Raw genomic sequence first — 22738 nt, forward strand, 5'->3', positions numbered from 1 at the left:
TTTTTCGATTTCGCACGTTCCGTGTTTTGCTACACTTGTTCGAACCGTTTCCGCAGGCCAGAGCGGCCAAGGAGCAATCCGGGCCAAACCAGGATTTACTGATAGTGTAGCGCTCATGCTGACAGAAAATAGAATTGAGATCGGGTTTCTGCTGTTCGATGGCTTTCCGATGGCTTGCCTGACCTCGGTCATCGAACCGCTGCGCGCTGCAAATGAGATCGCCGGGCAAGAGGCATTTCGCTGGTCTCTTGTGGCGGAAAACGGGGGAAAGGTCAGCTCCAGCGCTCATGTGCGTTTTGAGGCTGAACGCAACCTCGCAGACTGTAAGCCGATTGATATTCTGTTCCTGCTCAGCAGTCCGACCTCGGGCTTCAGAAACCCTGCCCAGGGGAATGGTGCGTTGAGGGCTTTGTCACGACACGGGACAATTCTGGGCGGTATCAGCGGCGGCGTTTTCCCGCTCGTGCGCTCGGGGGTCATGACCGGCCATCCGGTATCGGTGCACTGGTGTTACGAAGCCGCGTTTCTGGCCGAGTTTCCACAGATCGATGCACGGCGCGAAGTGATCGTGTCGGATGCCACGCGGTATACTGCGGCCGGGGCGGCGGCCGCGTTTGATCTCGCCCTGCATCTGATTCAGGACCGGTTGGGCGGCGAAGTCGCGCATGAGGTGGCCTGCTGGTTCCAGCATCCGATGATGCGAGGGGAAGGTGTTCAGCAACAGGTGCCCAGTGCAAGCAAACCTGCCACGGGTGAAAAGCTGCCGCCGCTTGTGGCACGATGTGTCGACCTGTTCGCAAGCCGTATCGGCAATCCGATCTCGATCGCGGACATAGCGGATCAAACGGGCGTCACCCCCCGCCAGATCGAGCGCGCCTTCAAACAGGCCACAGGGCAAAGCCCCAGCCATTATTTCCGCTCCATGCGGATGAAGGCGGCCCGTCAGATGGTTGTCTACACCAAGGACCCAATTGCCGACATTGCCGCGGCCATCGGATACAGTTCGGTCACGCCGTTGGTGACGCACTACCGATCTGCCTTTGGTTTGAGCCCCAGCGAGGACCGGCGACGGATCAACCGGTTTCGGGTCGAGGATAACGCTCCGCTACCCTCAAGCTGACTTTGCCATCAAAGCGCCGATTTCATTGCGGCCACAATCGCATGATGCAGTGACCCGGCAGACGATCTTGGCCCGTAAATACAGAACGAACCAGAAGCACGGCACAGGACGAAACACCCCAGGTGATGGATAGATGTGCGGGATGCGGTACCGACCGCCATTCTTCGGCAATCCAGATTGCTTAGCAATTCCAGCACTGCCAACACGCCCTCTCCGTCCAGATCAAACCTGACCCATGCGTCTGTCTGTTCGGAAACCGATGCGTTGTCCCCAGTGCGTTCTTTCACCAGATGCGCCAGATCTTCATGTGTCTCAAAGGGCGCTTCGATCATCCATTGATCAGGCCCGGTCCAGAAGGCAACGATCGGCCCGCCGGTAAATTGCCCGACGGCGGGCGTTTCCGTGCCGATCAATTGGGATACGGCGCTCCGGGTCTTGTCTTCCCGACCCAGCCGAGCGGCGACCGAGGCCAGCGCCACACCCGGAGTTTCGGTACAGGTCACGCTTCCGACCCTGTCGATCTTGGGTTCGGTTCCACCCAGCGCGGTTATTGCTACAAGATCATGCACGGAGCCGTTCTCCCTCGGGGTCGACGAAATGGGCCGAGACGATTTCAACCTCGACCGTCAGATCGGTCACTGGTGACACAAGGCGCATCTTTTCACCCTGACGTGTGCCGCCGTTTTTCAAAAAGCCAAGGCCGATATGGCTGTCCAGCGACGGCGAAAATGCCGCCGATGTGACATAGCCCTGATCATGGGCAGCATCCACCGGACCCGTGGCATTCATCAGATGCCCTCCGGCAGTTACCTTGTCGCTAGCGTTCACAGGCTTGATGCCAACCATCATCAAAGCATCTGGTTCGTTCAGCCCTTCACGCTCGGACAGGATTGAGCCGATGCTGTCTTTCTTCTTGGATACCATCCGACCCATTCCAAGGTTCAGGGCGGTGGTGGTTCCGTTCAACTCGTTGCCTGCGGCGTGACCCTTTTCGATCCGCATGACGCCCAGCGCTTCGGTGCCGTAGGGTATGACATCGAACTCTTCACCTTCCTGCATCAAACGCCGCATCAGCGCGTCGCCGTAACGCGATGGCACCGCGATTTCAAAGGCCAATTCGCCCGAGAAGGAAATACGGAACAACCGCGCGCGCAACCCGCCGCATACGGTGATGTTGCCGCAAGCCATGAACGGGAAGCCTTCGTTCGAGAGGTCGAACTCGGGATCCACGATCTTTTGCAGAAGTTTGCGCGAATTGGGCCCGGCTACCGCGTATTGTGCCCAGGCTTCGGTGGTCGAGATCAGCTGTACATCCATGTCCGGGAACAGGCATTGCCGGACAAATTCCATATGCTGGTAGACCTTGACCGCATTGGCAGTTGTGGTGGTGACCACGAAATGATCCTCGGCCAGACGCGCGGCGGTACCGTCATCCATCGCAATTCCGTCTTCGCGCAACATCAGCCCATAGCGGGTTTTGCCGACGGCCAGTTTAGCAAATCCGTTGCAATAGACCCTGTTCAGGAAATCCGCCGCATCCGCACCCTGAACATCAATCTTTCCAAGCGTGGTGCAGTCGCACACCCCGACCGAGGCACGGGTCTGGCGCACCTCACGGTCCACGGATTCCCGCCAATGGGTTTCACCGGGCAGCGGGAACCACTGCGCGCGCAGCCAATTGCCGACCTCGACAAACACCGCGCCGCGTTCCTTGGCCCAGTAATGTGACGGGGTAAGGCGAGTGGGATGAAACTCCTTGCCTTTCATCCGGCCAGCAAAGGTTGCAATCGGAACGGGCGTATAGGGCGGGCGGAAGATCGTGGTGCCGGTTTCCGGAATGGACTTACCCGCAAGCTCGGCCATGATCGCAAGCCCGCCCATGTTCGATGTCTTGCCCTGATCTGTAGCCATGCCCAACGTGGTATAGCGTTTCAAATGCTCGACCGAGCGGAACCCTTCCTGATGGCTGAGCTTCACATCCTTGACGGTCACGTCGTTCTGCTGATCCAGCCACGCGCGGCTGCAACCCTGAACATACCAGAACGGTTTCTGCGAGATCGGGTTATCCTCGGCCTTAGGCAGATCGGACAGCGGGCCTTTCAGGCCCAGCGCCTGCGCCGCGCCTTCTGCCCCGGATTGCAGGGCGCCATGGGTGGACATCACACCATTTGCCGCCCCCGCGACGGACAGCCCAGGCGGCAAGTCCGCTCCGGGGACAAAGGCCGCCAGATCTTCGTTCCACGCGGGACGCCCCCGTTGATGGCAGGTCAGATGCACGTTGGGGTTCCAGCCACCCGAAACGCCAAGCGCCCCGCAGTCCAGCGTGCGCGACGACCCGTCTGCCAGCTCAACCTCGACAAAGGTCAGCCCCAGTCGGCCTTTGGTGTCCCTGACCTGCGCGCCCCGCAGAACCTCATAGTCATGGCTGGTCGGAGCGTCGTCACGAACGTCGACGACGGCAGCAATCCTGATACCTTTTGCGTGCAGATCCGCAGCTGTGCGGTGGCCGTCATCGTTGTTCGTAAAGATGGCGACACGTTGCGCCGCCGTGGTTGCAAACCGATTGGCATAGGTGCGCAGAGCACTTGCCAGCATGATGCCAGGCCTGTCGTTGTTTTCAAACGCGATGGGCCGCTCGGTCGCGCCAGCGCATAACAGGGCGCGTTTGGCGTAGATGCGCCAGAATATCTGGCGCGGTTTACCGGAAGGCAGAGAAGCAAGATGATCGCCCGTCCGCTCAACTGCACCATAGATGCCGTGATCAAAGGCACCGATCACGGTCGTGCGCGGCATCAGGCGGACGTTGGGCATTGCTGACAGTTCAGCGACACTCTGCTTAATCCAATCGGTCGCATCGCCGTCGTTCAGCGAAAAGGTTTCACTGTTGAGCCGCCCACCAAGTGCGAAATCCTCATCCGCAAGAATGACCTCGGAACCGGCCCGGCCCGCAGTCAGTGCCGCCATCAATCCGGCTGGACCCGCGCCGATTATCAGCAGATCGCAATGCCGGAACCCTTTGTCATACTCATCGGGGTCTTCCTGCATCGACAACGACCCAAGTCCCGCAGCGCGGCGGATCATCGGCTCATACAGCTTTTCCCAGAACGCAGCAGGCCACATGAAGGTTTTGTAGTAGAACCCCGCCGTCAGAAAGGTCGAGAATCTGTCGTTGATCGCCAGAGCATCGAATTTCAGGCTGGGCCAGCGGTTTTGGGAATGGGCCTCAAGCCCCTCGAACATCTCAACGGTCGTGGCACGGGTGTTGGGTTCCTGACGGTTGCCGGTGCGCAGCTCGACAAGGGCATTGGGTTCTTCCGAACCGGCAGTCAGCACGCCACGCGGGCGATGGTATTTGAACGACCGGCCCATCAGGCGCACGCCATTGGCCAGAAGGGCCGAGGCCAGCGTATCGCCCGGATGCGCAGTGTAACTGCGGTTGTCGAATTTGAAGTTCAGGGTTTTGGTGCGGTCGATCTGACCGCCGCTCAGCCTGTTGTCTTGAGTCATTTGGAGCGCCCCTGTGCCCGGGCCACGTCACGGGCCAGTTCCACTTTGGAAATCTCATGTGTCGCGGTATTGCGGGTCACGACCAGCCAGGATCGGTCGCCCCCCTCGTGGAACCACAACTCGCGGTGTTCGCCAGCTGGATTGTCGCGCAGATAGGCGTAGTCAAAAAACGCTTCGGCCGCGTTTTCGGCCTGCCAGTCGGGCCTGTTGATCAGCGAAGCGTCTCCCAGATAGACGAATTCGGAACTGTCACGCGGGCCCAGCAAGGGATGATGGATGATCATGGTGCTGCTCCCCTCAGTGCAGGTTGGGCTGATTGCCCATGCCTTTTTCGTCGATCATGCGACCTTTGCGGAACCGGTCGAACCGGTAGGCGGTTGCGGTCGGGTGCGGTTCATCCTTTGCCAGTAGATGCGCAAAGCAAAACCCCGACGCCGGAGTTGCCTTGAACCCGCCGTAGCACCAGCCGCCATTGAAATAGAGGCCATCTATGCCGGTCCGGTCGATGATGGGCGATCCATCCATGGACATATCCATGATCCCGCCCCACATCCGCAGCAGGCGCGCGCGACCAATCATCGGCATCAGGGCCATGCCGCCCTCGCAGACATCTTCGACCACGGGCAGGTTGCCGCGTTGTGCGTACGAATTGTACCCGTCGATATCGCCACCAAAGACCAGCCCGCCCTTGTCGGACTGGCTGACATAGAAATGCCCCGCGCCAAAAGTGATCACCCCGGGCAGAACCGGCTTCAGACCTTCTGACACGAAGGCTTGCAGGACATGGCTTTCAACTGGCAACCGCATACCCGCCATGCCCATGACACGCCCCGAATTTCCGGCCACGGCACAGCCAACCTTGCCTGCGCCAATGAACCCTTTCGACGTCTCAACCCCCAGACATTTTCCGTTTTCGATCCGGAAACCGGTCACTTCGCAGTTTTGGATGATATCGACACCGTGGCTGTCTGCTGAACGGGCATATCCCCAGGCCACCGCGTCGTGCCGAACTGTGCCGCCGCGCCGCTGGGCCAGCCCACCCTTGATCGGGAACCGGGCATCGTTGAAGTTCAGGAACGGGTATTCCTTGCGCACCTGTTCGGCATCCAGCAGCTCGGCATCCGCGCCGTTCAGGATCATGGCGTTGCCACGTCGCGTAAAGGCGTCGCGCTGGGCGTCTGTATGGATCAGGTTGATGATCCCGCGCTGGCTGACCATCGCGTTATAGTTTACGTCCTGCTCAAGACCTTCCCACAGTTTCAGCGAGAACTCGTAGAAAGGTTCGTTGCCGTCCAGCAAATAATTCGAGCGGATAATGGTTGTATTGCGCCCGACATTGCCGCCACCGATCCAGCCTTTTTCAATCACCGCCACATTGCGGAGGCCAAATACCTTTGACAGGTAATGCGCCGTTGAAAGGCCATGACCGCCACCGCCGATGATGACAATGTCGTAATGTGGCTTGGGCTCCGGCTCGCGCCAGGCCGGTGTCCACCCTTTGTGCCCGGTAAGAGCCTCTTTGATGACCTTGAAACCAGAGTATCGCATGAATCGGACCTTTTTTTTCAGAGTCCGCGAAAAAGCGGGTTTTGGATACTCTTGAATCCGACATCTGCTGTGTTGAATCAGACACCACAACAATCAGCAGGGTATGCTTAATCTTGCGATTTTTACTGTTGCTGGCAGCGCGCGGTGTCCGCCACGCCGTCCTGCTGCGCCGACAAGGGTCAGAACAGCCGGTAGCCAAAGCTATACACGCGATTTCAGAACCACATAGATGTGGGATTCAGCGCCTAAGACGTCATCAGAAAGACAACGACGGCATAGCCGATGATGGCGGCATATCCCAACGGGTAAATCCATTTGATCGCGTAATTGTCGAGCTTTCTGGCCGTCTCTTCCCGACCGGAAACTTTCAGTTTACGCAACATCACGCTGAAGACGATAATCGTTCCTGTCATCAGGAACATGCATTGCAGAATGAAATCCAGAAACGTCAGATAGCCAAGCTTGGGCAAGTCGGCGGAAATGGCCCAGTTGAAGGCCACAAAGACCAACAGGTTGCCGCCTGCGATCTCGATCCGTTTTCGGTATTCATCCAGAAAGAAAAGCGCCCATCCTACCGTGATCAGCACTAGCATCGGCAGGAATATGCGGATGGTGTAATATGTCAGGTGCCGGGTGCCTTCGAAGACAAGTTCGACCCGGTCGCTTTCGTTTCCCGACAAACCGGTCGTCGTTGACGTCAGAGCCCTGGCATTGCCAAGTATCCATTCCTCTTCGCCCAGCATGTCACCCAGGCCGGAGTATTCATCAAGCGCGTGATAGTGAACGAATTGCGAAGGAAACACCGATACGACCTCAAAGTGAAATTCCTGCGTATCGAACGGGTATTTGCGAAAGTTGAAATGCGGAGCCTGCAAGGTCAGCGAGGATTTTTCGACAAAAGTCACGTGACCGTCATGACGCACGGCAACTGCGGATTCATGAATCCATCGATTGGACTGTTGGTTGTGGATAACAAAAGCCGGGGTTACCACATCCAGCTCAGCGGCGTATTGCACGAAAGCGGGCGGTTCAAAAACCCGAAAATCACGACCAAGGCTTGCTGCATCAAACGCCAGTTCCGGGTCTGTCCATTCGAACCGCAGTACAACCACGGCACCATAGTTTTCGGATTGCTGATCGACGCCGGTAATCTGGTCGATCTTGATACCAACCCCGACCTGCAGCGGGTTGTCCGGGGTTCCCACCAGCGTATCCTGCTGCCCTTGGAACAAGCCCTGCGCAAAAACAGCGCCTGGAAGGACAGACGCGAAAAGCAAAAGAACGAAACCTGCAAACAAGCTTTTCATGATCGTTAGAAACGCATTTCGCGATGGTGAGACTGGGCCCGTTAAGCAGGCCCAGTCAACTGATGTCATTCAGACCAGGAAATGGCGGTCAGGTCGATTGCCGCAGTTGGTGCGTTTTCCCAAAGGCCCTGAACACCGGCCTTGGCGACGCCCAGCTTGGCCAGCTGGAACAGGTACCCGTTGACATAATCGTTCGAGATGAGGCGCTGCGCCTCACCCAGAAGACGGGTCCGTTCCTCGGGGTCGGTGGTGGTGTTCAGCGTCTCCATCAGCGTCTGAAAGTCGATGCTGTCATACTGGAAGTAATAGTCGGGCCGCGCATAGATGCCGATATCCATCGGTTCGGTATGGCTGACGATGGTCAGACCAAATTCCTTGCCCTTGAACACCGATTCCAGCCACTGGGCCCATTCGACGTTGATGATCTCGGCCGTGATGCCGACCTCGGCCAGCTGTGCGGCGATGATTTCACCGCCCCGGCGCGCATAAGATGGCGGTGGCAAGTGCAGAGTTGTCTCGAACCCGTTTTCAAACCCGGCCTCTGCCAGCAAGGCCTTGGCCTTTTCGGGATCATACGCGGACTGGCCCGTCAGATCGACATAAGCGGGGTTGTGTGGCGCAAAATGCGTACCGATTGGGGTGCCGTATCCGAACATGGCGCCGTCGATGATGGCCTGTCGGTCAATCGCATGGGCCAACGCCTGCCGGACACGAATGTCATCGAATGGCGGCTGTTTGTTGTTGGTGGACAGGATCGTTTCACCCTCGGTCGATCCAACCAGAACCTGAAAGCGCGGGTCAGCCTCGAACTGAGGCAGGTTCTCCGGTGCCGGGAAGTTGTCGAACACGTCCACATCTTCGGCCATCATGGCCGCAAATGCGGCGGTCGGGTCCGAGATGAATTTGAACGTCGCAGTCTCTAACGCCGGTTGGTCGCTCCAATAATTGGGGTTGCGGTTCAGTGTTATGCTGTCGCCCTGAACCCAGTCGCCAAAGGTAAAAGCGCCGGTGCCAACCGGGTTTGTCTTGATGTTCTCGATGCTTTCAGGCGCGACGATCACCGCGTCACCCCAGGCAAGGTTGAACAGGAAATTGCCGTTCGGATCGGCCAGGGTGATCCTGACTGTCAGCGGATCCACGGCCTCGACGCTTTCGATCCCTGCAAACAGAGCTTTCTGCGCGTTGGCGCTGTCCTCGGCCGTGGCCCGGTCAAGGGTGAATTTAACATCCTCGGCATCCATGGTCGTGCCGTCATGGAAGGTCACGCCGTCGCGCAGTTTGAAGGTATAAGTTTTGCCGTCTTCGGAAATCTCCCAGCTTTCCGCAAGGCCGGGCACGACCGAGCCGTCGCCCATGAAACGGGTCAGACCTTCGAAGATGTTGGTGTAGACAACCGAATCGATGGCCTGAGCAGCGGCGCTGGTCGGATCCAGATGCGGGGGTTCCAGCTGCATGGCGATGGTGATGTCGGATTTGGCCAAAACCTGCGTCGCCAACAGGCTGGCGCCGATCGCCACGGTCGACGCGAATGTCCGAAGCACGTGTTTTGTCATGTGAACTCTCCCAACTGAAAATCTGCGCCCATGTTTTTCGGGCCGTTTTATCGGCAGTGTTCCTTTAAACCTGAGGTCAATCAAGGGAATGTTCGCGCAACCGGGGTTTCTTTGGCCCCAGCCGATCTGCTATGCCGCACTGCAACATAAGCCCTGCAGGAGCCAACCATGAGCGCCACCGCCCGCAAAAAGGCCCCGAACGCCGAAGATATTCGCGCCCGAAAAGGCGGCGTGCCTCTGGTCTCACTGACCGCATACACAACGCCTATGGCGCGCCTGATGGACACGCATTGTGACTTTGTTCTTGTGGGGGACAGCGTCGGGATGGTTTTGCACGGGCTGGAATCCACCCTTGGTGTCACGATGGAGATGATGATCCTGCACGGTCAGGCCGTCGCACGCGGGTTGAGCACGGCGATGATGGTCATCGACATGCCGTTTGGCAGCTATGAGGAAAGCCCGGCACAAGCGTTTCGCAACGCGGCGCGGCTGATGGCGGAAACCGGTGCAGGGGCAGTCAAGCTGGAAGGCGGTGTCGAGATGGCTGAAACCATCCGCTTTCTGGTCAAGCGCGGCATCCCGGTGATGGCGCATATCGGTCTGACCCCGCAATCGATCAACACGCTGGGCGGCTACAAGGTGCAGGGGCGCGACGAACAGGCCGAAACCGTCATGGCAGATGCCCGCGCCGTGGCCGAGGCCGGTGCGTTTTCCGTGGTGCTTGAGAAAGTGCCGCAAGGTCTGGCCGACAGGATCACCGAACAGGTTTCCATCCCCACCATCGGAATCGGAGCGTCAGCCGGTTGTGACGGGCAGATTCTGGTCGTCGATGACATGGTTGGCTTTTTCACCGCCTTCAAACCCAAATTCGTCAAACGCTATGCCGAGCTTGGCCCGTTGGCCGAAGCCGCCATCGCAGATTACGCGGCCGAAGTGCGTGCGCGAACATTTCCGGCGGACGAACATGTGTTTGCTGATCAGGCTCCGGCGAAAGGACCAAAGACGTGACCGCGCCGATCCTGCGCTCGCTGGCGGAACTGCGAACCAAGACGACAGAATGGCACCGCGCAGGTGACGTTATCGGCGTTGTTCCGACCATGGGCGCATTGCACGAAGGGCATTTGTCGCTGGCGAAGGCCGCCGAGGAGAACTGTGACCGGGTGATCGTGACGATCTTTGTGAACCCCAAGCAGTTCAACAACCCCGAAGACCTGGCGAACTATCCCCGCACAGAACATGAAGACGCGCAAAAGCTGGCCCCTTATGGCGTGGATGCGATCTACGTGCCGGACCCTCAGGGAATCTATCCCGACGGCTTTTCCACCACGGTATCCGTGACCGGTTTGACCGACATGATGGAAGGCCCGTTTCGCCCCGGCCATTTCGAAGGCGTGGCCACTGTAGTGGCCAAGCTGTTCCTGCAAACGCAGGCGGATCGAGCCTATTTCGGGGAAAAAGACTATCAGCAGTTGCTGGTGGTGCGCCGCATGGCCCGCGATCTGGACATTCCCATCGAGGTTGTCGGCTGCCCAACCGTGCGCGAGCCTTCTGGGCTGGCAATGTCGTCGCGCAATCTGCTTTTGTCGCCTGAGGGCGTAAAGGTCGCGTCCCGCATGAACGAGATCATGCGGCGGGTGGCAGATAAGCTTGCCGCTGGCAAGGATTTCGCGGCGCTGGCGCAAGACGCAAAAGCCGCATTGCTGGACGCTGGTTTTACCGAAGTGGAATATATCGATCTGCGCTGCGCCGAGACGCTGGAAAGCCTGCCCAATGCCAACAAACCCGCGCGCTTGTTCGTTACGGCCTGGGCCGATGGCGTCCGCCTGATCGACAATATTCCCGTCGATCCGGTCTGATTTCTGCTCTGGCCCCGGCGCTGTTGTTTGCGCTAAAGTCGCGCAAAATGACACTGGGGAGAGCGGACATGACCTTTATTCTGGCAATTGATCAGGGCACCACGTCCTCGCGCGCGATCCTGTTCGACGGGCAGATGAACCGTGTTGGCACCGCTCAGCAGGAGTTCCCCCAGCATTTCCCGCAAGAAGGTTGGGTTGAACACGACCCCGAGGATATCTGGTCCAGCGTCATGCATGTGTGTCGCGAGGTGATGGAAAGCGCCGGTGTTTCGGCTGACCAGATCACCGGCATCGGCATCACCAACCAGCGTGAAACCACCGTGGTCTGGGACAAGCAGACCGGCAAGGCCATCCATAACGCGATTGTCTGGCAGGACCGCCGCACCGCCGAAATCTGCGCCCGATACAAGCAAGCCGGATGTGAAGATGACGTCACCGCCCAGACCGGCCTGCTGCTGGACCCTTATTTCTCAGGCACCAAGGTCAAATGGCTGCTGGACACCGTTTCAGGCGCACGCGCGCGGGCAGAGGCCGGGGAGTTGCTGTTCGGCACCATCGACAGTTTCCTGATCTGGCGTCTGACCGAAGGTCGTGTCCATGCCACTGACGCCACCAACGCCGCCCGCACCCTGCTGTTCGACATTCACAAAGGCGCCTGGAGCGCTGAGATTTGCGAATTGCTGGATGTACCCGTTCAAATGTTGCCGACCGTGCAGGATTGCGCCTCGGATTTCGGCGCAACCACCTTGCTTGGCGGAAACATCCCCATTCTGGGTGTGGCAGGCGATCAGCAGGCAGCCACCATCGGTCAGGCCTGTTTCCAGCCCGGTATGATGAAATCAACCTATGGCACGGGCTGTTTCGCGCTGCTGAACACGGGTGCGCAGCCAGTTGAATCGAAAAACCGCCTGCTGACAACAATCGCTTACCAATTGGACGGTCAGCGCACCTATGCGCTGGAAGGGTCGATCTTTATCGCCGGGGCCGCCGTGCAATGGCTGCGCGACGCGTTGCAGATCATCGATTCGGCCCCGCAAAGCGGCGACCTGGCTGCGCAGGCCGACCCGAACCAGCATGTGATTCTGGTGCCGGCGTTCACGGGCCTTGGGGCGCCTTACTGGAAGCCGGATTGCCGCGGTGCAATGTTCGGGCTGACACGCAATTCCGGCCGGGCCGAGATTGCCCGCGCCACGCTGGAAAGCATCGCCTTTCAGACCCGCGACCTGTGGCACGCCATGCAGGGCGACTGGGGGGCAGAGGCGGATGTCATCCTGCGCGTCGACGGCGGGATGAGTGCATCTGACTGGACCATGCAGGGTCTTTCAGATTGTCTGGGTGCCCCGGTGGATCGCCCGGTTATGCAGGAAACGACCGCCCTAGGCGCCGCATGGCTGGCAGGTATGAAAGCCGGGATTTACCCGGATCAGGCCGGTTTTGCCGAAACATGGGCGCTGGACCGCCGGTTCGAACCAACGCAAGAGCAAGCCGAACGCGACGCGGCCTATGATCGCTGGCAACGGGCGGTTCAGGCGGCGATGGCGTTCTAGCTGTGATCTTTCAACAAGCGCTGCTTTTGCCGTGACCAGTCGCGCTTGGCCTGAGTTTCGCGCTTGTCGTGGGTTTTTTTACCCTTGGCGATGCCGATTTTGATCTTGGCCAGTCCTCTGTGGTTGAAATACAGAACCAGCGGCACCAGCGTCATGCCCTTGCGCTGCGTCGCGTTCCACAGGTTCGACATCTGCTTGCGGGATACAAGCAGTTTCCGGCGGCGACGTTCTTCGTGCTTGAACATCTTGGCCTGCTCATACGGCGCGATATAGCTGTTGACCAGCCACAGTTCTCCGTCATCGACCGTGGCATAGCTTTCGGCGATGTTCGAGCCGCCCGCGCGCAGGGATTTGACCTCGGACCCCTGCAGGATGATGCCACATTCAATGTCCTCTTCGATTGCGTAATCGAAGCGGGCGCGCCGGTTTTCGGCGATTACCTTGTAATTCGGGTCTGTCTTCTGCTTGGCCATGACGCGTTGATTTAGGCGGCTTGAGCCGCCCTTGCAAGGCAGGGATTTTCGGAGTGCCTCAGGATTTAGCTGAAATGATCAGGTCCGGGCCGAAAATCGTGTCCGCATGGTTGTGCAGGTAGATCTTGAGCCACGGTGTAAACCGATCCGGGTGGCGGGCCACTTCGGCCAACAGGTCATGGTAGTCGATCCAGCGGATATCCATGACTTCGTCCGGATCAGGCGCGATTTTCAGCGGTCCGCGCACATGGGCCAGAAAAACGTCGACCACTTCGTTTTCCACCATGCCGTTCCCAACATCGGCGTGGTATTCCAAACGGTGACGGTATTCAGGATAAAGACCTGTGATCCCCAGTTCTTCGTTCAAACGGCGCACGGAGCAGGTTGACGAGCTTTCGTCCCAGTCGGGGTGTGTACAGCAAGTGTTCGCCCACAGGCCGGGCGTGTGGTACTTGCCCAGCGCCCGACGCTGCAACAAAATCTCGGTGCCCCTAACGACAAACACCGACACGGCCTTGTGCTTGAGGCCCTTTTCGTGAGCTTCAAGTTTGTCTACCGGAGTCAATTCACCATTGACCCAAGCCGGGATCATAATGCCCATCTGTCCTCTCCTGTTGCCAATCCGCCTGACGGGCGCCGATGTTGGGTTTAGCTGTTGCCGGGTCGGCTTGGCGTTGCGGCACACTCTGCGGTTTGCCGTCAGATACCAAAGTGGCGCTGTTCTACACTGGTATCAATCGCACCAAAGGCCGCAGGGGCTGCGGCCTTTGGTCCTTGTGCATGGGTGCACAATATTAGCGTTTATTCGCCTGATACACTGACGATATAGGCGTAGACGTCTTCACCGCCGCTTTTCAACTTGAAGGTCATTTTCGACTTGGCAGCGGTGTCGTCCAGATACGATTTCAGGAAGCCCTTAGGGTCCTGCGTGTATTCCGCAAAGGAGGCCTCATCCCAGACCAAACCCTTCTCACCGGCTGCAACGATGCTGTCGCCATATTTGAAGTCTTCGTAGGTTCCGGCAGTGCGGCCAGCGACACCAAAGAGGTTGGGGCCGGTTTTTCCGCCTTTGACAATGACTTCTCCGGCCGGGTCAGCGATCATGTGGCAGGACTTGCATTTGTTGAAAGCTTTCTCACCGGCTTCGGCATCGCCTTCGGCATGGGCGGGCAGCGCCAGCAGGCCAGCGATTGCGATAGTGAGGATACGATTCATAGCTTGTGCTCCGATACAAATTGGCTGCACCGAATGGACCCCCGGCGCATAAAAGTGTCAACGCGCGGATTGCCGCGCGCATCTACAGTGCCACTGCGACACATGGTGTGTCCTTAACTTAAGTCATGTACAGCGGTCCAGCAGGGCAACAGGTCTCCTTCCGCCGGGGTCGCCAGATAAACCGCCCGCGCGATGGCGCGGGACAGGCACAGCGAAGCCGCGTGCCCGATCAGAGCGAGATCGGCCTCGGATGCGATGGGGCGGGCGCCGGTACTGATGCCAAAAACCAGATCACCGTCGCCGGGTGTGTGTGCGGGAAGGATCGCCCGGGCAATTCCGTCGTGGGCGGCAACGGCCAATCTTTGGCATTGTGGTTTGGTCAATGCGGCATCCGTGGCAACGATGGCGATGGTCGTGTTTGTCTGTTCGGGTTGCGCTGGACTCATGGCCATCGCTTTGCGGCTGGGGCGGATCCGGCTTTGATCCGGCGACATATCGGGGCCCAGCCCGCCAAATTCTGCACCTTGTTCAAAGGGTGCCGCCCAAAAGTGCCGGTCACCCGGTGTTGTGACACTGCCCAGCGGGTTCGTCGCAACGAGGGCCCCGACCGTGACCCCATCAGGCAGAATGGACGAAGCAGAGCCAAGCCCGCCCTTCTGCATTGCGGCCAACGCCCCGGTGCCCGCCCCGACGGACCCCAAATCAAAATCTTTTGAAGCGGCCAGATAAGCGGCTCGCCCCAGCGCACGATAGGGGTTTTCCGCCCAATCCTTTGCACCGCCATTGAGCAGATCAAACAGGATCGCGCCGGGAATGATCGGAACCTTCGCGGACCCAACGGGAAATCCGCGCCCTTCGGCCCGCATCGCATCTGAAACACCCGAGCAGGCGTCCAGTCCAAATGCCGATCCGCCGGACAGAACCAGCGCGTCCACCCCTGTGACGGTTTTGTCAGGCGCAAGCAGATCGGTTTCGCGCGTACCCGGTGCCCCGCCCATCACATGGACCGACGCTACAAACGGTTTATCTGCCGTGAGAACCGTGGTCCCGGACTTCAGAGCGTCGTCCTGTGCGTTTCCAACCTTCAGGCCGGGGACATCGGTAATCAGGTTTCTTGGTCCAGGGATCATCTTGAACTCGGGATTGGTGCGGGGAAGCGCGCGGGCGCGCGCTGCCTCCGGCGGGGATATTTTTGGCCAGATGAAGAGCGGATCAGATACATCGGCCGCCATCAACCTCGAGCGCGGTGCCGGTGATCATGCTGGCCTCGTCCGAACACAGGAAACAGGCGGCGTTGGCCATGTCTTCGGGTGTTGAAAACCGTCCCAATGGGATGGTCGCCAGGAACTTGGCGCGAATCTCGGGCGTGTCTTCGCCCATGAAAGATTTCAACAGCGGTGTTTCACCCGCGACTGGACAGATCGCGTTCACGCGAATGCCGGTTGGGGCCAGTTCGACCGCCATAGTTTTGGTTGCCGTGATCATCCACCCTTTGGACGCGTTGTACCAGTTCAGATTCGGGCGCGGTGACAGGCCCGCTGTCGAGGCCACGTTCAGAATTGCGCCCGCGCCGCGCACCTTCATATGGGGAACAAATGCCCGGGCGGTCAGATAGACGGACTTCATGTTCACGTTGAAGACCCGGTCGAAATCATCCTCGGTGACGTTTTCCAGAGGGGTTGGCAAGTGGGTGACACCTGCATTGTTTACCAGAATATCGAGCGCCCCAAAGGCGGCAAGTGCCGTGTCCGCCATCACTTGAACCGAAGCCCCGTCGCCGACGTCGACCTGATGCGCCAATGCCCCGGCCCCAAGTTGCGCCGCCATCTCAGCGGCTGCGTCACCGTTGATATCCGCAATCATGACGCGTGCGCCTTCGGCTTGGAATTTCTGCACGATCCCCGCACCGAACCCGGATGCGCCGCCGGTGACGATTGCGGTTTTTCCCTCCAGCCTCATGACGTTACCCTTTTGCAGCCTTTGCGGGCCAGACTATCAACGCCCCGGCAAGATGCCAGATCAATCTTCAGACACCTTGCCCCGCAGCGCCTTGACGTCGCCACGCGCCTTTTTCGCGGCAAGCCGACGCTTGACCGAGCCATAGGTCGGTTTCGTTGCGATCCGCCGTTTAGGTTTGACCAGCGCGCGGGAGATCAGTTCTGCCAGCCTTGCGCGCGCGATTTCACGGTTGCGGGCCTGCGAGCGTGTTTCCTCACATTGAATGATGATTGCGCCGTCTTTGGTCCAGCGTCGCCCGGCCAGTCGCTTTAACCGGGCCTTGACCGGATCGGGCAAGGACGGCGAGCGTGCAGCTTCGAAGCGCAGCTCGACTGCGGTCGACACCTTGTTGACATTCTGCCCTCCGGGACCGGACGACCGTACAAAGCTTTCGGTCATTTCCCAGTCTTGCAGCGCGATATCATCGGTGATGTGCAGCATGGCAGTGTCAGCTTGGTGACTTGGGCGAATGAAAAAGAAGAGTCGCGATCCCGACCCGTGCCGTCGGATACCCGCAACATGCGGGCGGGCGTAAGCCATTGCGGCACAGCATTTCAGCAAGTCTCCTCATCCTCGGTGCCTAACGCAGTGCATATGTGCGATCAAGCCTGCTTTGGCAGGTCGCGCAATTCAGAATCCTGGCGGTGGCCGGGACGTTTGTTCGCGTCAGCTGCGTTCTTTACCGAAGACGTCATGTTGTTGGCGCCCGGCGAGCCCCTGCTGCGCGGGCGCGAAGCGTTCATCGAAGCCTATAAGGAAAGAATGAAGGAAAACATCGGCGGAACACATACAAATGAGTTGATCGATTTCGGTGTCGATAGTGATACCGCCTATCAGGTCGGATCCTTTGCATTTGCTGACTCTGATCCGCCGGAAAAAGGGAAGTTTGTGAACGTCCTGAAACGCCAGACGGACGGCACCTGGAAAGTCAGCATTTCCATCTTCAACAGTGACCTTCCTTAGCGGCCCTGAATAGAGAGTGAGCAGACATGGAACCGCGGTGTCAGGCTATTGACTGGCCCTGAGCCCCGCGGGCGATATCGCGCAACACCTTCAGCTCCAGCTCGTCTTCCTCATGCACCCGTGCCAGGATTTCTTTACTGCTCACAACGGCAATTGCTTTTCCATTCTGAGTTACGACAAGGTTTCGGATCTTGTGTTTGGCCATCAGATTAAGGCCATTGGACAACTTCGAGCCCAGCGCGCAGGTGACGGGTTTTTCCGTCATCCAGTCACCCACAGTCTGCTTGTAAAAAGCCGAGCCGGAATCCGCCAGGCACAGCAGCACGTCATGATCCGTGATAATCCCGACCAGCTTCCCATCGCTGAGAACCGCCAGCGCATTCACGTCCAGCAACGCAATGGTGACGGCCGCATCGAACACCGTTGTGTCAGTATCGCAAAATGGCGGCTTTTTCAGGTTCTGCGTTTTGACAATGCTTGAGATCGTCATGTCTTCCTCGTGGCTGAGCGCCCGACCCTTGTGTTGATCAGGGCGCATGAAAAACACTAATTCAGGAGCGGCATCATCGCCGTTGCAAGGCTCAGGACCAGAAAAAAACCCGCCATGTCAGTGATCGTTGTCAGCAAAGGGCCACTGGCGACCGCCGGGTCCTGACCGATGCGCTTTAACAACAATGGCAGAACGCCACCGATCGATACCGCGATGATCGTGTTCAGGCCCAGCGCGCCGCCAATCACCAAACCCAGAAACGGGTTTCCTTTCCACATCCAAGCAACGAGTCCGATTAGCAGGCCAAGGACACAGCCGTTGATGATGCCGACCGAGACCTCTTTTAACCAGACCCGCATAGCATCAATGGGCCGAACCAGACCAAGCGACAGCTCGCGCATGCTGACAGCAACGGCCTGATTGCCGGAACAACCGCTCATATCCGAGACCATCGGCAGAAACACAGCCAGAGCGATCACGGCGGCAAGGGTCTGTTCATAGGCGGCAATCACGCTGGCCGCGATCACGTTGAGCACGATGTTGGCCGACAGCCATTGAAGCCGCCGCCGCGCCCTGAGCGGCAAGGGCATCGATCGCAGTTCGTCCCCAAAGACACCCTGACGTTTCAGGCTTGCCGATTCCGCGCGCTCTAGCAGGGCCTCATCCACGGCAGAGCGGGAAACGACACCCACAAGATTCCCGTCCGTTTCGACAACCGGCAACCCAAGAAAAGGGTGCTCATCGAAAAGGTCCTCCAGTTCTTCCAGCGGCATGCTGGCCGGAACCGTGATAGGGGGCACCATGATATCGGTGAGTTTGATGCTTCGCCGTGTGGACAGCAGGCTGCGTAAGGACAGCACTCCGACAGGCACGCCATCGGAATTCAAGACGTAGGGGTGCTGGCCACGGTAACGTTCCAGATCGTATTCTTCATGAGCGAAACGCCGCAAAACCTTTCCGACTGTATCGCCATCGGAAAAGGTAAAGGCTTCGGCCACCATCAGACCACCGGCGACATCGTCGTCATATTCAACCAGCCGCCGGACATCCGCCGCATCTTCCGGGTCCATCCGGGCAAGGATCGCTTCTGCATCGGCGTCTTCCAGTTCACCGATCACATCCGCCTGAATGTCGGAATCCAGCTCAAGGATGATCTCGGCGGCCTGATCGGATACCAAGCGTTCGACAAGATCGACCGCCAGCGCGTTTGGCGCTTCTTCGACCAGTTCGGCCGCACGTTCCGGTGGCAGCAACGAGAGCGCGGCGCTTCGCTGGTCAACGGGCAGGTTGAGCAATTCCCGCAGTGCATCGCTTAACGAAAGCGGATCAAGCAGGTCTGCCAGCGCCGCCCCGTCGCGATTTTCCAACGCCAGCTGAAGCTGCGTCCCTGTTTCCTTTGGTAAGGAGTCCGTATCGCTCATCCGCCGACCTGTGGGGGTATAGATTCTTAACTTACGCCGATATAGCAGAAATTATTTGCCTATAGACAAAAAAATTTTTGATTTGTAAGAAAGTGCATGCAGGAAAATGACTGGATATCCGCCGCAGCCGAACGTCTGGCCGTCTTGTACGATCAGGAGTTTGGCGGCAAGGCCAGCGGACGGTATCGCATTCCGGACAAGCTGGTGCGTCGGATCGCCGGGCGCAGGCGTTTGTATGAAGCTGATATCCGCGCCCTGTCGATCGCACTTTTTGAACTTGGGTATGTGTTAATCGATATGGATAGTTTTTACGTTGTGATGAGCGCGAATTCGTTTGTGAATTACCGGCGCGCCAATGATGACTGCGTGGCTTAGTCGCCATGGCTAAACAAACAGGATACCCCGAAGTCATAGGATGGCGCGAGCGGATCAGCCTGCCCGAGTTCGGGATCGAGCATATTCCAGCAAAGATAGACACAGGCGCCAGAACCGCGGCCCTGCATGCCGTGGACCAGACCGTGTTCGAGGTTGATGGCGAACGATGGGTCGAGTTCATGATCCCGGTCCATAACCGCCGTTCATCGGGTCGGGTGCGCACGCGGGTTGTAGACGAGCGGGAAATCAAGAACACTGGTGGCATTCCGGAACGCCGGTTGATTGTCAGAACGCAACTTCTGCTTGGACGGCATCGCTGGCTGATCGACGTTTCGCTGGCCAATCGCGCGAGGATGGAGTTTGATCTGATCCTTGGCCGTACCGCCATTCGACGGCGCGGGATCCTTGTCGATCCCGGCCACTCATATCTTCTGGATGCACGAAAAGACCCGAAAAAGATGAAGAGCAAGACAAGATCCAAGGACGCAGAAGGACGACATCAATGAAGCTTGTCATGCTTGCCCGAAATCCAAACCTGTATTCCCACCAGCGTCTGAAAGAGGCTGCTGAACAACGCGGGCACCAGTTGGATATCGTGAACACGCTACGCTGTTACATGAATATCGCGTCGCGCCGACCCGAGGTTTATTACGACGGCAAAAAGCTTGGGCGCTATGACGCGGTGATCCCACGGATCGGCGCTTCGGTCACATTCTATGGGCTGGCCGTGTTGCGGCAGTTCGAAATCATGGGTGTATTTCCGCTCAACGAGTCGGTTGCAATTGGCAGATCCCGTGACAAGTTGCGGTCCATGCAGCTGATGGCACGTGACGGGATCGGATTGCCGGTCACCACCTTCGCGCATGACCCGAAACAGACCGACGAAGTTCTCAAACTGGCGGGGGACGCTCCGCTGGTGGTCAAGCTGCTGGAGGGCACGCAGGGCATCGGAGTGGTGCTTGCGGATTCAAACCGGTCGGCAAAATCCGTGGTCGAGGCGTTTCGCGGCGCCAAGGTCAACATCATGGTACAGGAGTTCATCAAGGAAGCAGGCGGCACGGATATTCGTGCGCTTGTGGTCGGTGGAAAGGTGATCGCGGCGATGCAACGAAAAGGGGCAGAGGGCGAGTTCAGATCAAACCTGCATCGGGGTGGCAGCGCCAAGCCTATCAAAATCTCACCCGAGGAACGCTCGACAGCCGTGCGTGCGGCCAAGGCCATGGGTCTTAATGTGTGCGGTGTCGATATGCTGCGCGCCAATCACGGCGCCGTGGTGATGGAAGTAAACTCTTCGCCCGGGCTTGAAGGTGTTGAAAAGGCCACCGGCATTGATGTCGCGGGCAAAATCATCGAGTTTCTCGAAAAGAATGCAGCCAAAGGCAACACAAAGACACGAGGCCGTGGGTAAAGGTGATGCGCGGTCCCTTTGAAATCGGAGGTTTTCGCGTACCGCCCGGCACACGAACCACTCTGGATTTGCCGGTTAGCGTACTGTCGGATCACACGCCGGTAAGCATGTCAGTACACGTGGTTCACGGTCGCCGCCCCGGACCGGTCCTGTTCGTCAGTGCCGCCGTTCACGGCGATGAAGTGATCGGCGTGGAAATCGCGCGGCGACTGCTTCGGGCGCCACAACTTGACAAGCTTGCGGGTACCTTGCTGGTTATCCCGATCGTGAATGCCTTTGGTTTCATGACACATTCCCGATACCTTCCCGACCGGCGCGACCTGAACCGTTCCTTCCCCGGCAGCGAGGGGGGGTCGCTGGCCGGTCGGCTGGCGCATCTTTTCATGACCGAGATCGTCGAGCGGTCGGACCTGGGGATCGATCTTCATTCTGCCGCGATTCATCGCACCAATCTGCCGCAGATCCGCGTCTCTCCGGCTTCGGATGTCACCCTTAGATACGCGGATGCCTTCGGTGCGCCCGTGGTGATGATTTCAAAGCTGCGCGACGGGTCACTGCGCAAGGCCGCGCAAGAGCGTGGTGTGGATATCCTGCTGTTCGAGGGCGGTGAGGGTCTGCGTTTCGACGAACTGTCTGCGCGGGCGGGGGTTGCAGGCATCCTTCGGGTGATGAACGCAAAGGGCATGGTTGCCAAGCGTGGCATCGCCGCTGTGCGCGAAAAGCCTGTCCATGTCCGGTCAAGCTCATGGATGCGCGCGCCCGCCGGTGGCCTGTTGCGGACTTTCAAAGCGACCGGAGAATACGTGGCCGCCGGTGACCTGCTTGGACGCATTTCCGACCCGTTCGGAGAACTCAGGACCGATATCATCTGCGAAACCACGGGTATCATCGTGGGGCGCACTAATCTGCCTGTCGTTCATGAAGGTGACGCGTTGTTTCATATTGCGGAAACGACCGGCTCGGATGTCGAAATGCGGGTCGATACAATTGCCAGCCAGCTTGACGGCGATCCGATGTTCGATGAGGACGAGATCATTTAGACGCCGGAGCCAAAAGAAACGCGGGGCAGTTGCCTGCCCCGCGCCAGCCTACAGGATCGCACGCAATCTGTTGCTCGCCAGCGCCTCCCAAGCGGCGAGCGCGATCAGCGCAGATCCCGTGAGCCAAGCATTTGCCACTGCCACACCATGACCGGTAAAATGCAGCACCTCGGGCGCGGCGATCAGCAATGCCCCGACCGCCAATACCGGAGCCACCCGTGCGAGAAGGTGGCCCCGGCCGCTAGCGCCTGACATGACCAACACACCAATACCGATCGTCATGAAGGCGAGCGACTCACGGTCAGACGAACCGTGAGCTAGGGTTTTCTGGCTGAACAGTACAAATGGGGACAGCACTAACCAGATACCCATTCCGGCAAGCATCCACCTGTAGGGTGGAGAGGGGTTTCTCATGTTCTTGGCAACCCTGGCTTATTCGTCACCTTTGGGATCAGGAAGCAACTTTGCCTCGACCGCAGCGACCATTTCTTCGTCATTGACGAAACCGTCGGCATCCGTGTCAATTTCGGCAAAGCTCTCACTGGTAATATCGGGATACTTTGTCTGTAGCTCGGTCAGCGAAGCCAGACCATCACCGTCCGTGTCCAGTCCTACCGGCAAGGCAGCGGCCGGAAGGGCAAGGAATGACGCGAGCAGAGCAACAACAGAAACTCGACTCATTTTGTTCTCCATCAGGGAAAGGGCAGTTTACCCATTGAGGGGTTGGTGCAGCGCTTGGGTGTCGGAGGCTTATCTACGGCAGACAGATTACACCTGTTCCGCAGATCGGGTTGTCCACTATACGATGAAAACTGTTGATTGGCGGTCCGATCCGGTGGGGGCACTTTCGCGCTACGCAGCATATATCGCACATCCGCATAGCGTTGAATAACGAATTTATATCACCCATAATATCG

Annotated in this window: 25 protein-coding genes; 9 read left to right on the top strand and 16 right to left on the bottom strand. The window is 58.5% G+C overall.

Annotated elements, in window-relative coordinates; all coding sequences use genetic code 11:
- Nucleotides 1-115: 115 nt before the first annotated feature.
- Nucleotides 116-1120, top strand: a complete 1005-nt coding sequence (locus ACR0J7_RS15075) for a GlxA family transcriptional regulator (protein ID WP_480482737.1) — start codon at nt 116-118, stop codon at nt 1118-1120.
- A gap of 8 nt (nt 1121-1128) precedes the next feature.
- Here the strand turns inward: ACR0J7_RS15075 and ACR0J7_RS15080 are convergent, their stop codons facing one another.
- The 6 genes from ACR0J7_RS15080 to ACR0J7_RS15105 all read right to left on the bottom strand — a co-directional run bounded on the left by ACR0J7_RS15080 (nt 1129) and on the right by ACR0J7_RS15105 (nt 9035).
- Nucleotides 1129-1689, bottom strand: coding sequence for a sarcosine oxidase subunit gamma (locus ACR0J7_RS15080; protein WP_480914787.1), 561 nt, complete (start codon nt 1687-1689; stop codon nt 1129-1131).
- Complete coding sequence (locus ACR0J7_RS15085; protein ID WP_480914788.1) at nt 1682-4627, bottom strand: sarcosine oxidase subunit alpha family protein; 2946 nt, start codon at nt 4625-4627, stop codon at nt 1682-1684. Before ACR0J7_RS15085 ends, ACR0J7_RS15080 begins: the two co-directional genes overlap by 8 nt.
- Nucleotides 4624-4911, bottom strand: a complete 288-nt coding sequence (locus tag ACR0J7_RS15090; RefSeq protein ID WP_480506551.1) for a sarcosine oxidase subunit delta — start codon at nt 4909-4911, stop codon at nt 4624-4626. Before ACR0J7_RS15090 ends, ACR0J7_RS15085 begins: the two co-directional genes overlap by 4 nt.
- Before the next feature lie 13 nt (nt 4912-4924).
- Nucleotides 4925-6175 carry a sarcosine oxidase subunit beta family protein gene (locus ACR0J7_RS15095; protein ID WP_480914791.1) on the bottom strand — a complete coding sequence of 417 codons (1251 nt, stop codon included), beginning with the start codon at nt 6173-6175 and terminating at the stop codon, nt 4925-4927.
- A 245-nt stretch (nt 6176-6420) separates the two neighbouring features.
- Nucleotides 6421-7482: a ligand-gated ion channel gene (locus ACR0J7_RS15100; RefSeq protein WP_480898819.1), complete on the bottom strand. Its 1062-nt coding sequence runs from the start codon at nt 7480-7482 to the stop codon at nt 6421-6423.
- A 65-nt stretch (nt 7483-7547) separates the two neighbouring features.
- Nucleotides 7548-9035 carry an ABC transporter substrate-binding protein gene (locus ACR0J7_RS15105; protein WP_480914793.1) on the bottom strand — a complete coding sequence of 496 codons (1488 nt, stop codon included), beginning with the start codon at nt 9033-9035 and terminating at the stop codon, nt 7548-7550.
- A gap of 168 nt (nt 9036-9203) precedes the next feature.
- Between ACR0J7_RS15105 and panB the strand changes: the two genes are divergently transcribed.
- The 3 genes from panB to glpK all read left to right on the top strand — a co-directional run bounded on the left by panB (nt 9204) and on the right by glpK (nt 12438).
- Nucleotides 9204-10043 carry a 3-methyl-2-oxobutanoate hydroxymethyltransferase gene (gene panB / locus ACR0J7_RS15110; RefSeq protein WP_480898816.1) on the top strand — a complete coding sequence of 280 codons (840 nt, stop codon included), beginning with the start codon at nt 9204-9206 and terminating at the stop codon, nt 10041-10043.
- On the top strand, nt 10040-10891 hold the full coding sequence (panC, locus tag ACR0J7_RS15115) for a pantoate--beta-alanine ligase (protein ID WP_480914795.1): 852 nt from the start codon (nt 10040-10042) through the stop codon (nt 10889-10891). The genes panB and panC overlap by 4 nt, the downstream gene beginning before the upstream one ends.
- Nucleotides 10892-10959: 68 nt before the next feature.
- Nucleotides 10960-12438: a glycerol kinase GlpK gene (gene glpK, locus ACR0J7_RS15120; protein WP_480487857.1), complete on the top strand. Its 1479-nt coding sequence runs from the start codon at nt 10960-10962 to the stop codon at nt 12436-12438.
- On the opposite strand, the gene smpB is transcribed toward glpK, so the two are convergent.
- The 6 genes from smpB to arfB all read right to left on the bottom strand — a co-directional run bounded on the left by smpB (nt 12435) and on the right by arfB (nt 16565).
- Nucleotides 12435-12911, bottom strand: coding sequence for an SsrA-binding protein SmpB (gene smpB / locus ACR0J7_RS15125; RefSeq protein ID WP_209505165.1), 477 nt, complete (start codon nt 12909-12911; stop codon nt 12435-12437). The genes glpK and smpB overlap by 4 nt on opposite strands.
- A 58-nt stretch (nt 12912-12969) precedes the next feature.
- Nucleotides 12970-13512 carry an isopentenyl-diphosphate Delta-isomerase gene (gene idi / locus ACR0J7_RS15130; RefSeq protein ID WP_480914797.1) on the bottom strand — a complete coding sequence of 181 codons (543 nt, stop codon included), beginning with the start codon at nt 13510-13512 and terminating at the stop codon, nt 12970-12972.
- Between the two features lie 200 nt (nt 13513-13712).
- Complete coding sequence (locus tag ACR0J7_RS15135; RefSeq protein WP_480482716.1) at nt 13713-14126, bottom strand: c-type cytochrome; 414 nt, start codon at nt 14124-14126, stop codon at nt 13713-13715.
- Between the two features lie 113 nt (nt 14127-14239).
- Nucleotides 14240-15256: a P1 family peptidase gene (locus ACR0J7_RS15140; protein WP_480482714.1), complete on the bottom strand. Its 1017-nt coding sequence runs from the start codon at nt 15254-15256 to the stop codon at nt 14240-14242.
- A gap of 82 nt (nt 15257-15338) precedes the next feature.
- Complete coding sequence (locus ACR0J7_RS15145; protein ID WP_480772980.1) at nt 15339-16085, bottom strand: SDR family oxidoreductase; 747 nt, start codon at nt 16083-16085, stop codon at nt 15339-15341.
- Nucleotides 16086-16145: 60 nt separating this feature from the next.
- Nucleotides 16146-16565: an alternative ribosome rescue aminoacyl-tRNA hydrolase ArfB gene (gene arfB, locus ACR0J7_RS15150; RefSeq protein WP_209505170.1), complete on the bottom strand. Its 420-nt coding sequence runs from the start codon at nt 16563-16565 to the stop codon at nt 16146-16148.
- A gap of 153 nt (nt 16566-16718) precedes the next feature.
- On the opposite strand from arfB, the gene ACR0J7_RS15155 reads away from it, so the two are divergent.
- Nucleotides 16719-17087: a YybH family protein gene (locus ACR0J7_RS15155; RefSeq protein WP_480914835.1), complete on the top strand. Its 369-nt coding sequence runs from the start codon at nt 16719-16721 to the stop codon at nt 17085-17087.
- A gap of 40 nt (nt 17088-17127) precedes the next feature.
- On the opposite strand, the gene ACR0J7_RS15160 is transcribed toward ACR0J7_RS15155, so the two are convergent.
- Together ACR0J7_RS15160 and mgtE are read right to left on the bottom strand one after the other, a co-directional pair.
- Complete coding sequence (locus tag ACR0J7_RS15160) at nt 17128-17625, bottom strand: CBS domain-containing protein (RefSeq protein WP_480898813.1); 498 nt, start codon at nt 17623-17625, stop codon at nt 17128-17130.
- A gap of 8 nt (nt 17626-17633) precedes the next feature.
- Nucleotides 17634-18998 (bottom strand): magnesium transporter, encoded by a 1365-nt coding sequence (gene mgtE, locus ACR0J7_RS15165; RefSeq protein ID WP_480898810.1) that lies wholly within the window; start codon nt 18996-18998, stop codon nt 17634-17636.
- Between the two features lie 96 nt (nt 18999-19094).
- On the opposite strand from mgtE, the gene ACR0J7_RS15170 reads away from it, so the two are divergent.
- From ACR0J7_RS15170 to ACR0J7_RS15185, 4 genes are read left to right on the top strand one after another with little or no spacing between them, the layout of a single operon-like run.
- Nucleotides 19095-19373, top strand: coding sequence for a hypothetical protein (locus tag ACR0J7_RS15170; RefSeq protein WP_480482704.1), 279 nt, complete (start codon nt 19095-19097; stop codon nt 19371-19373).
- Nucleotides 19374-19378: 5 nt separating this feature from the next.
- Nucleotides 19379-19879 carry an ATP-dependent zinc protease family protein gene (locus ACR0J7_RS15175; RefSeq protein ID WP_480487871.1) on the top strand — a complete coding sequence of 167 codons (501 nt, stop codon included), beginning with the start codon at nt 19379-19381 and terminating at the stop codon, nt 19877-19879.
- Entirely contained in the window at nt 19876-20781 is a 906-nt protein-coding gene (rimK, locus tag ACR0J7_RS15180; protein WP_480487873.1) for a 30S ribosomal protein S6--L-glutamate ligase, read from the top strand. The genes ACR0J7_RS15175 and rimK overlap by 4 nt, the downstream gene beginning before the upstream one ends.
- A 5-nt stretch (nt 20782-20786) precedes the next feature.
- Nucleotides 20787-21821, top strand: a complete 1035-nt coding sequence (locus tag ACR0J7_RS15185; RefSeq protein WP_480487875.1) for a succinylglutamate desuccinylase/aspartoacylase family protein — start codon at nt 20787-20789, stop codon at nt 21819-21821.
- Between the two features lie 48 nt (nt 21822-21869).
- Here ACR0J7_RS15185 and ACR0J7_RS15190 read toward each other — a convergent pair whose 3' ends face one another.
- Together ACR0J7_RS15190 and ACR0J7_RS15195 are read right to left on the bottom strand one after the other, a co-directional pair.
- Entirely contained in the window at nt 21870-22235 is a 366-nt protein-coding gene (locus tag ACR0J7_RS15190) for an SPW repeat protein (RefSeq protein ID WP_480546905.1), read from the bottom strand.
- A gap of 18 nt (nt 22236-22253) precedes the next feature.
- Nucleotides 22254-22502, bottom strand: a complete 249-nt coding sequence (locus tag ACR0J7_RS15195; protein ID WP_480487879.1) for an EF-hand domain-containing protein — start codon at nt 22500-22502, stop codon at nt 22254-22256.
- Nucleotides 22503-22738: the final 236 nt, after the last annotated feature.

The organism is Ruegeria sp. O4 (genome assembly GCF_056535125.1).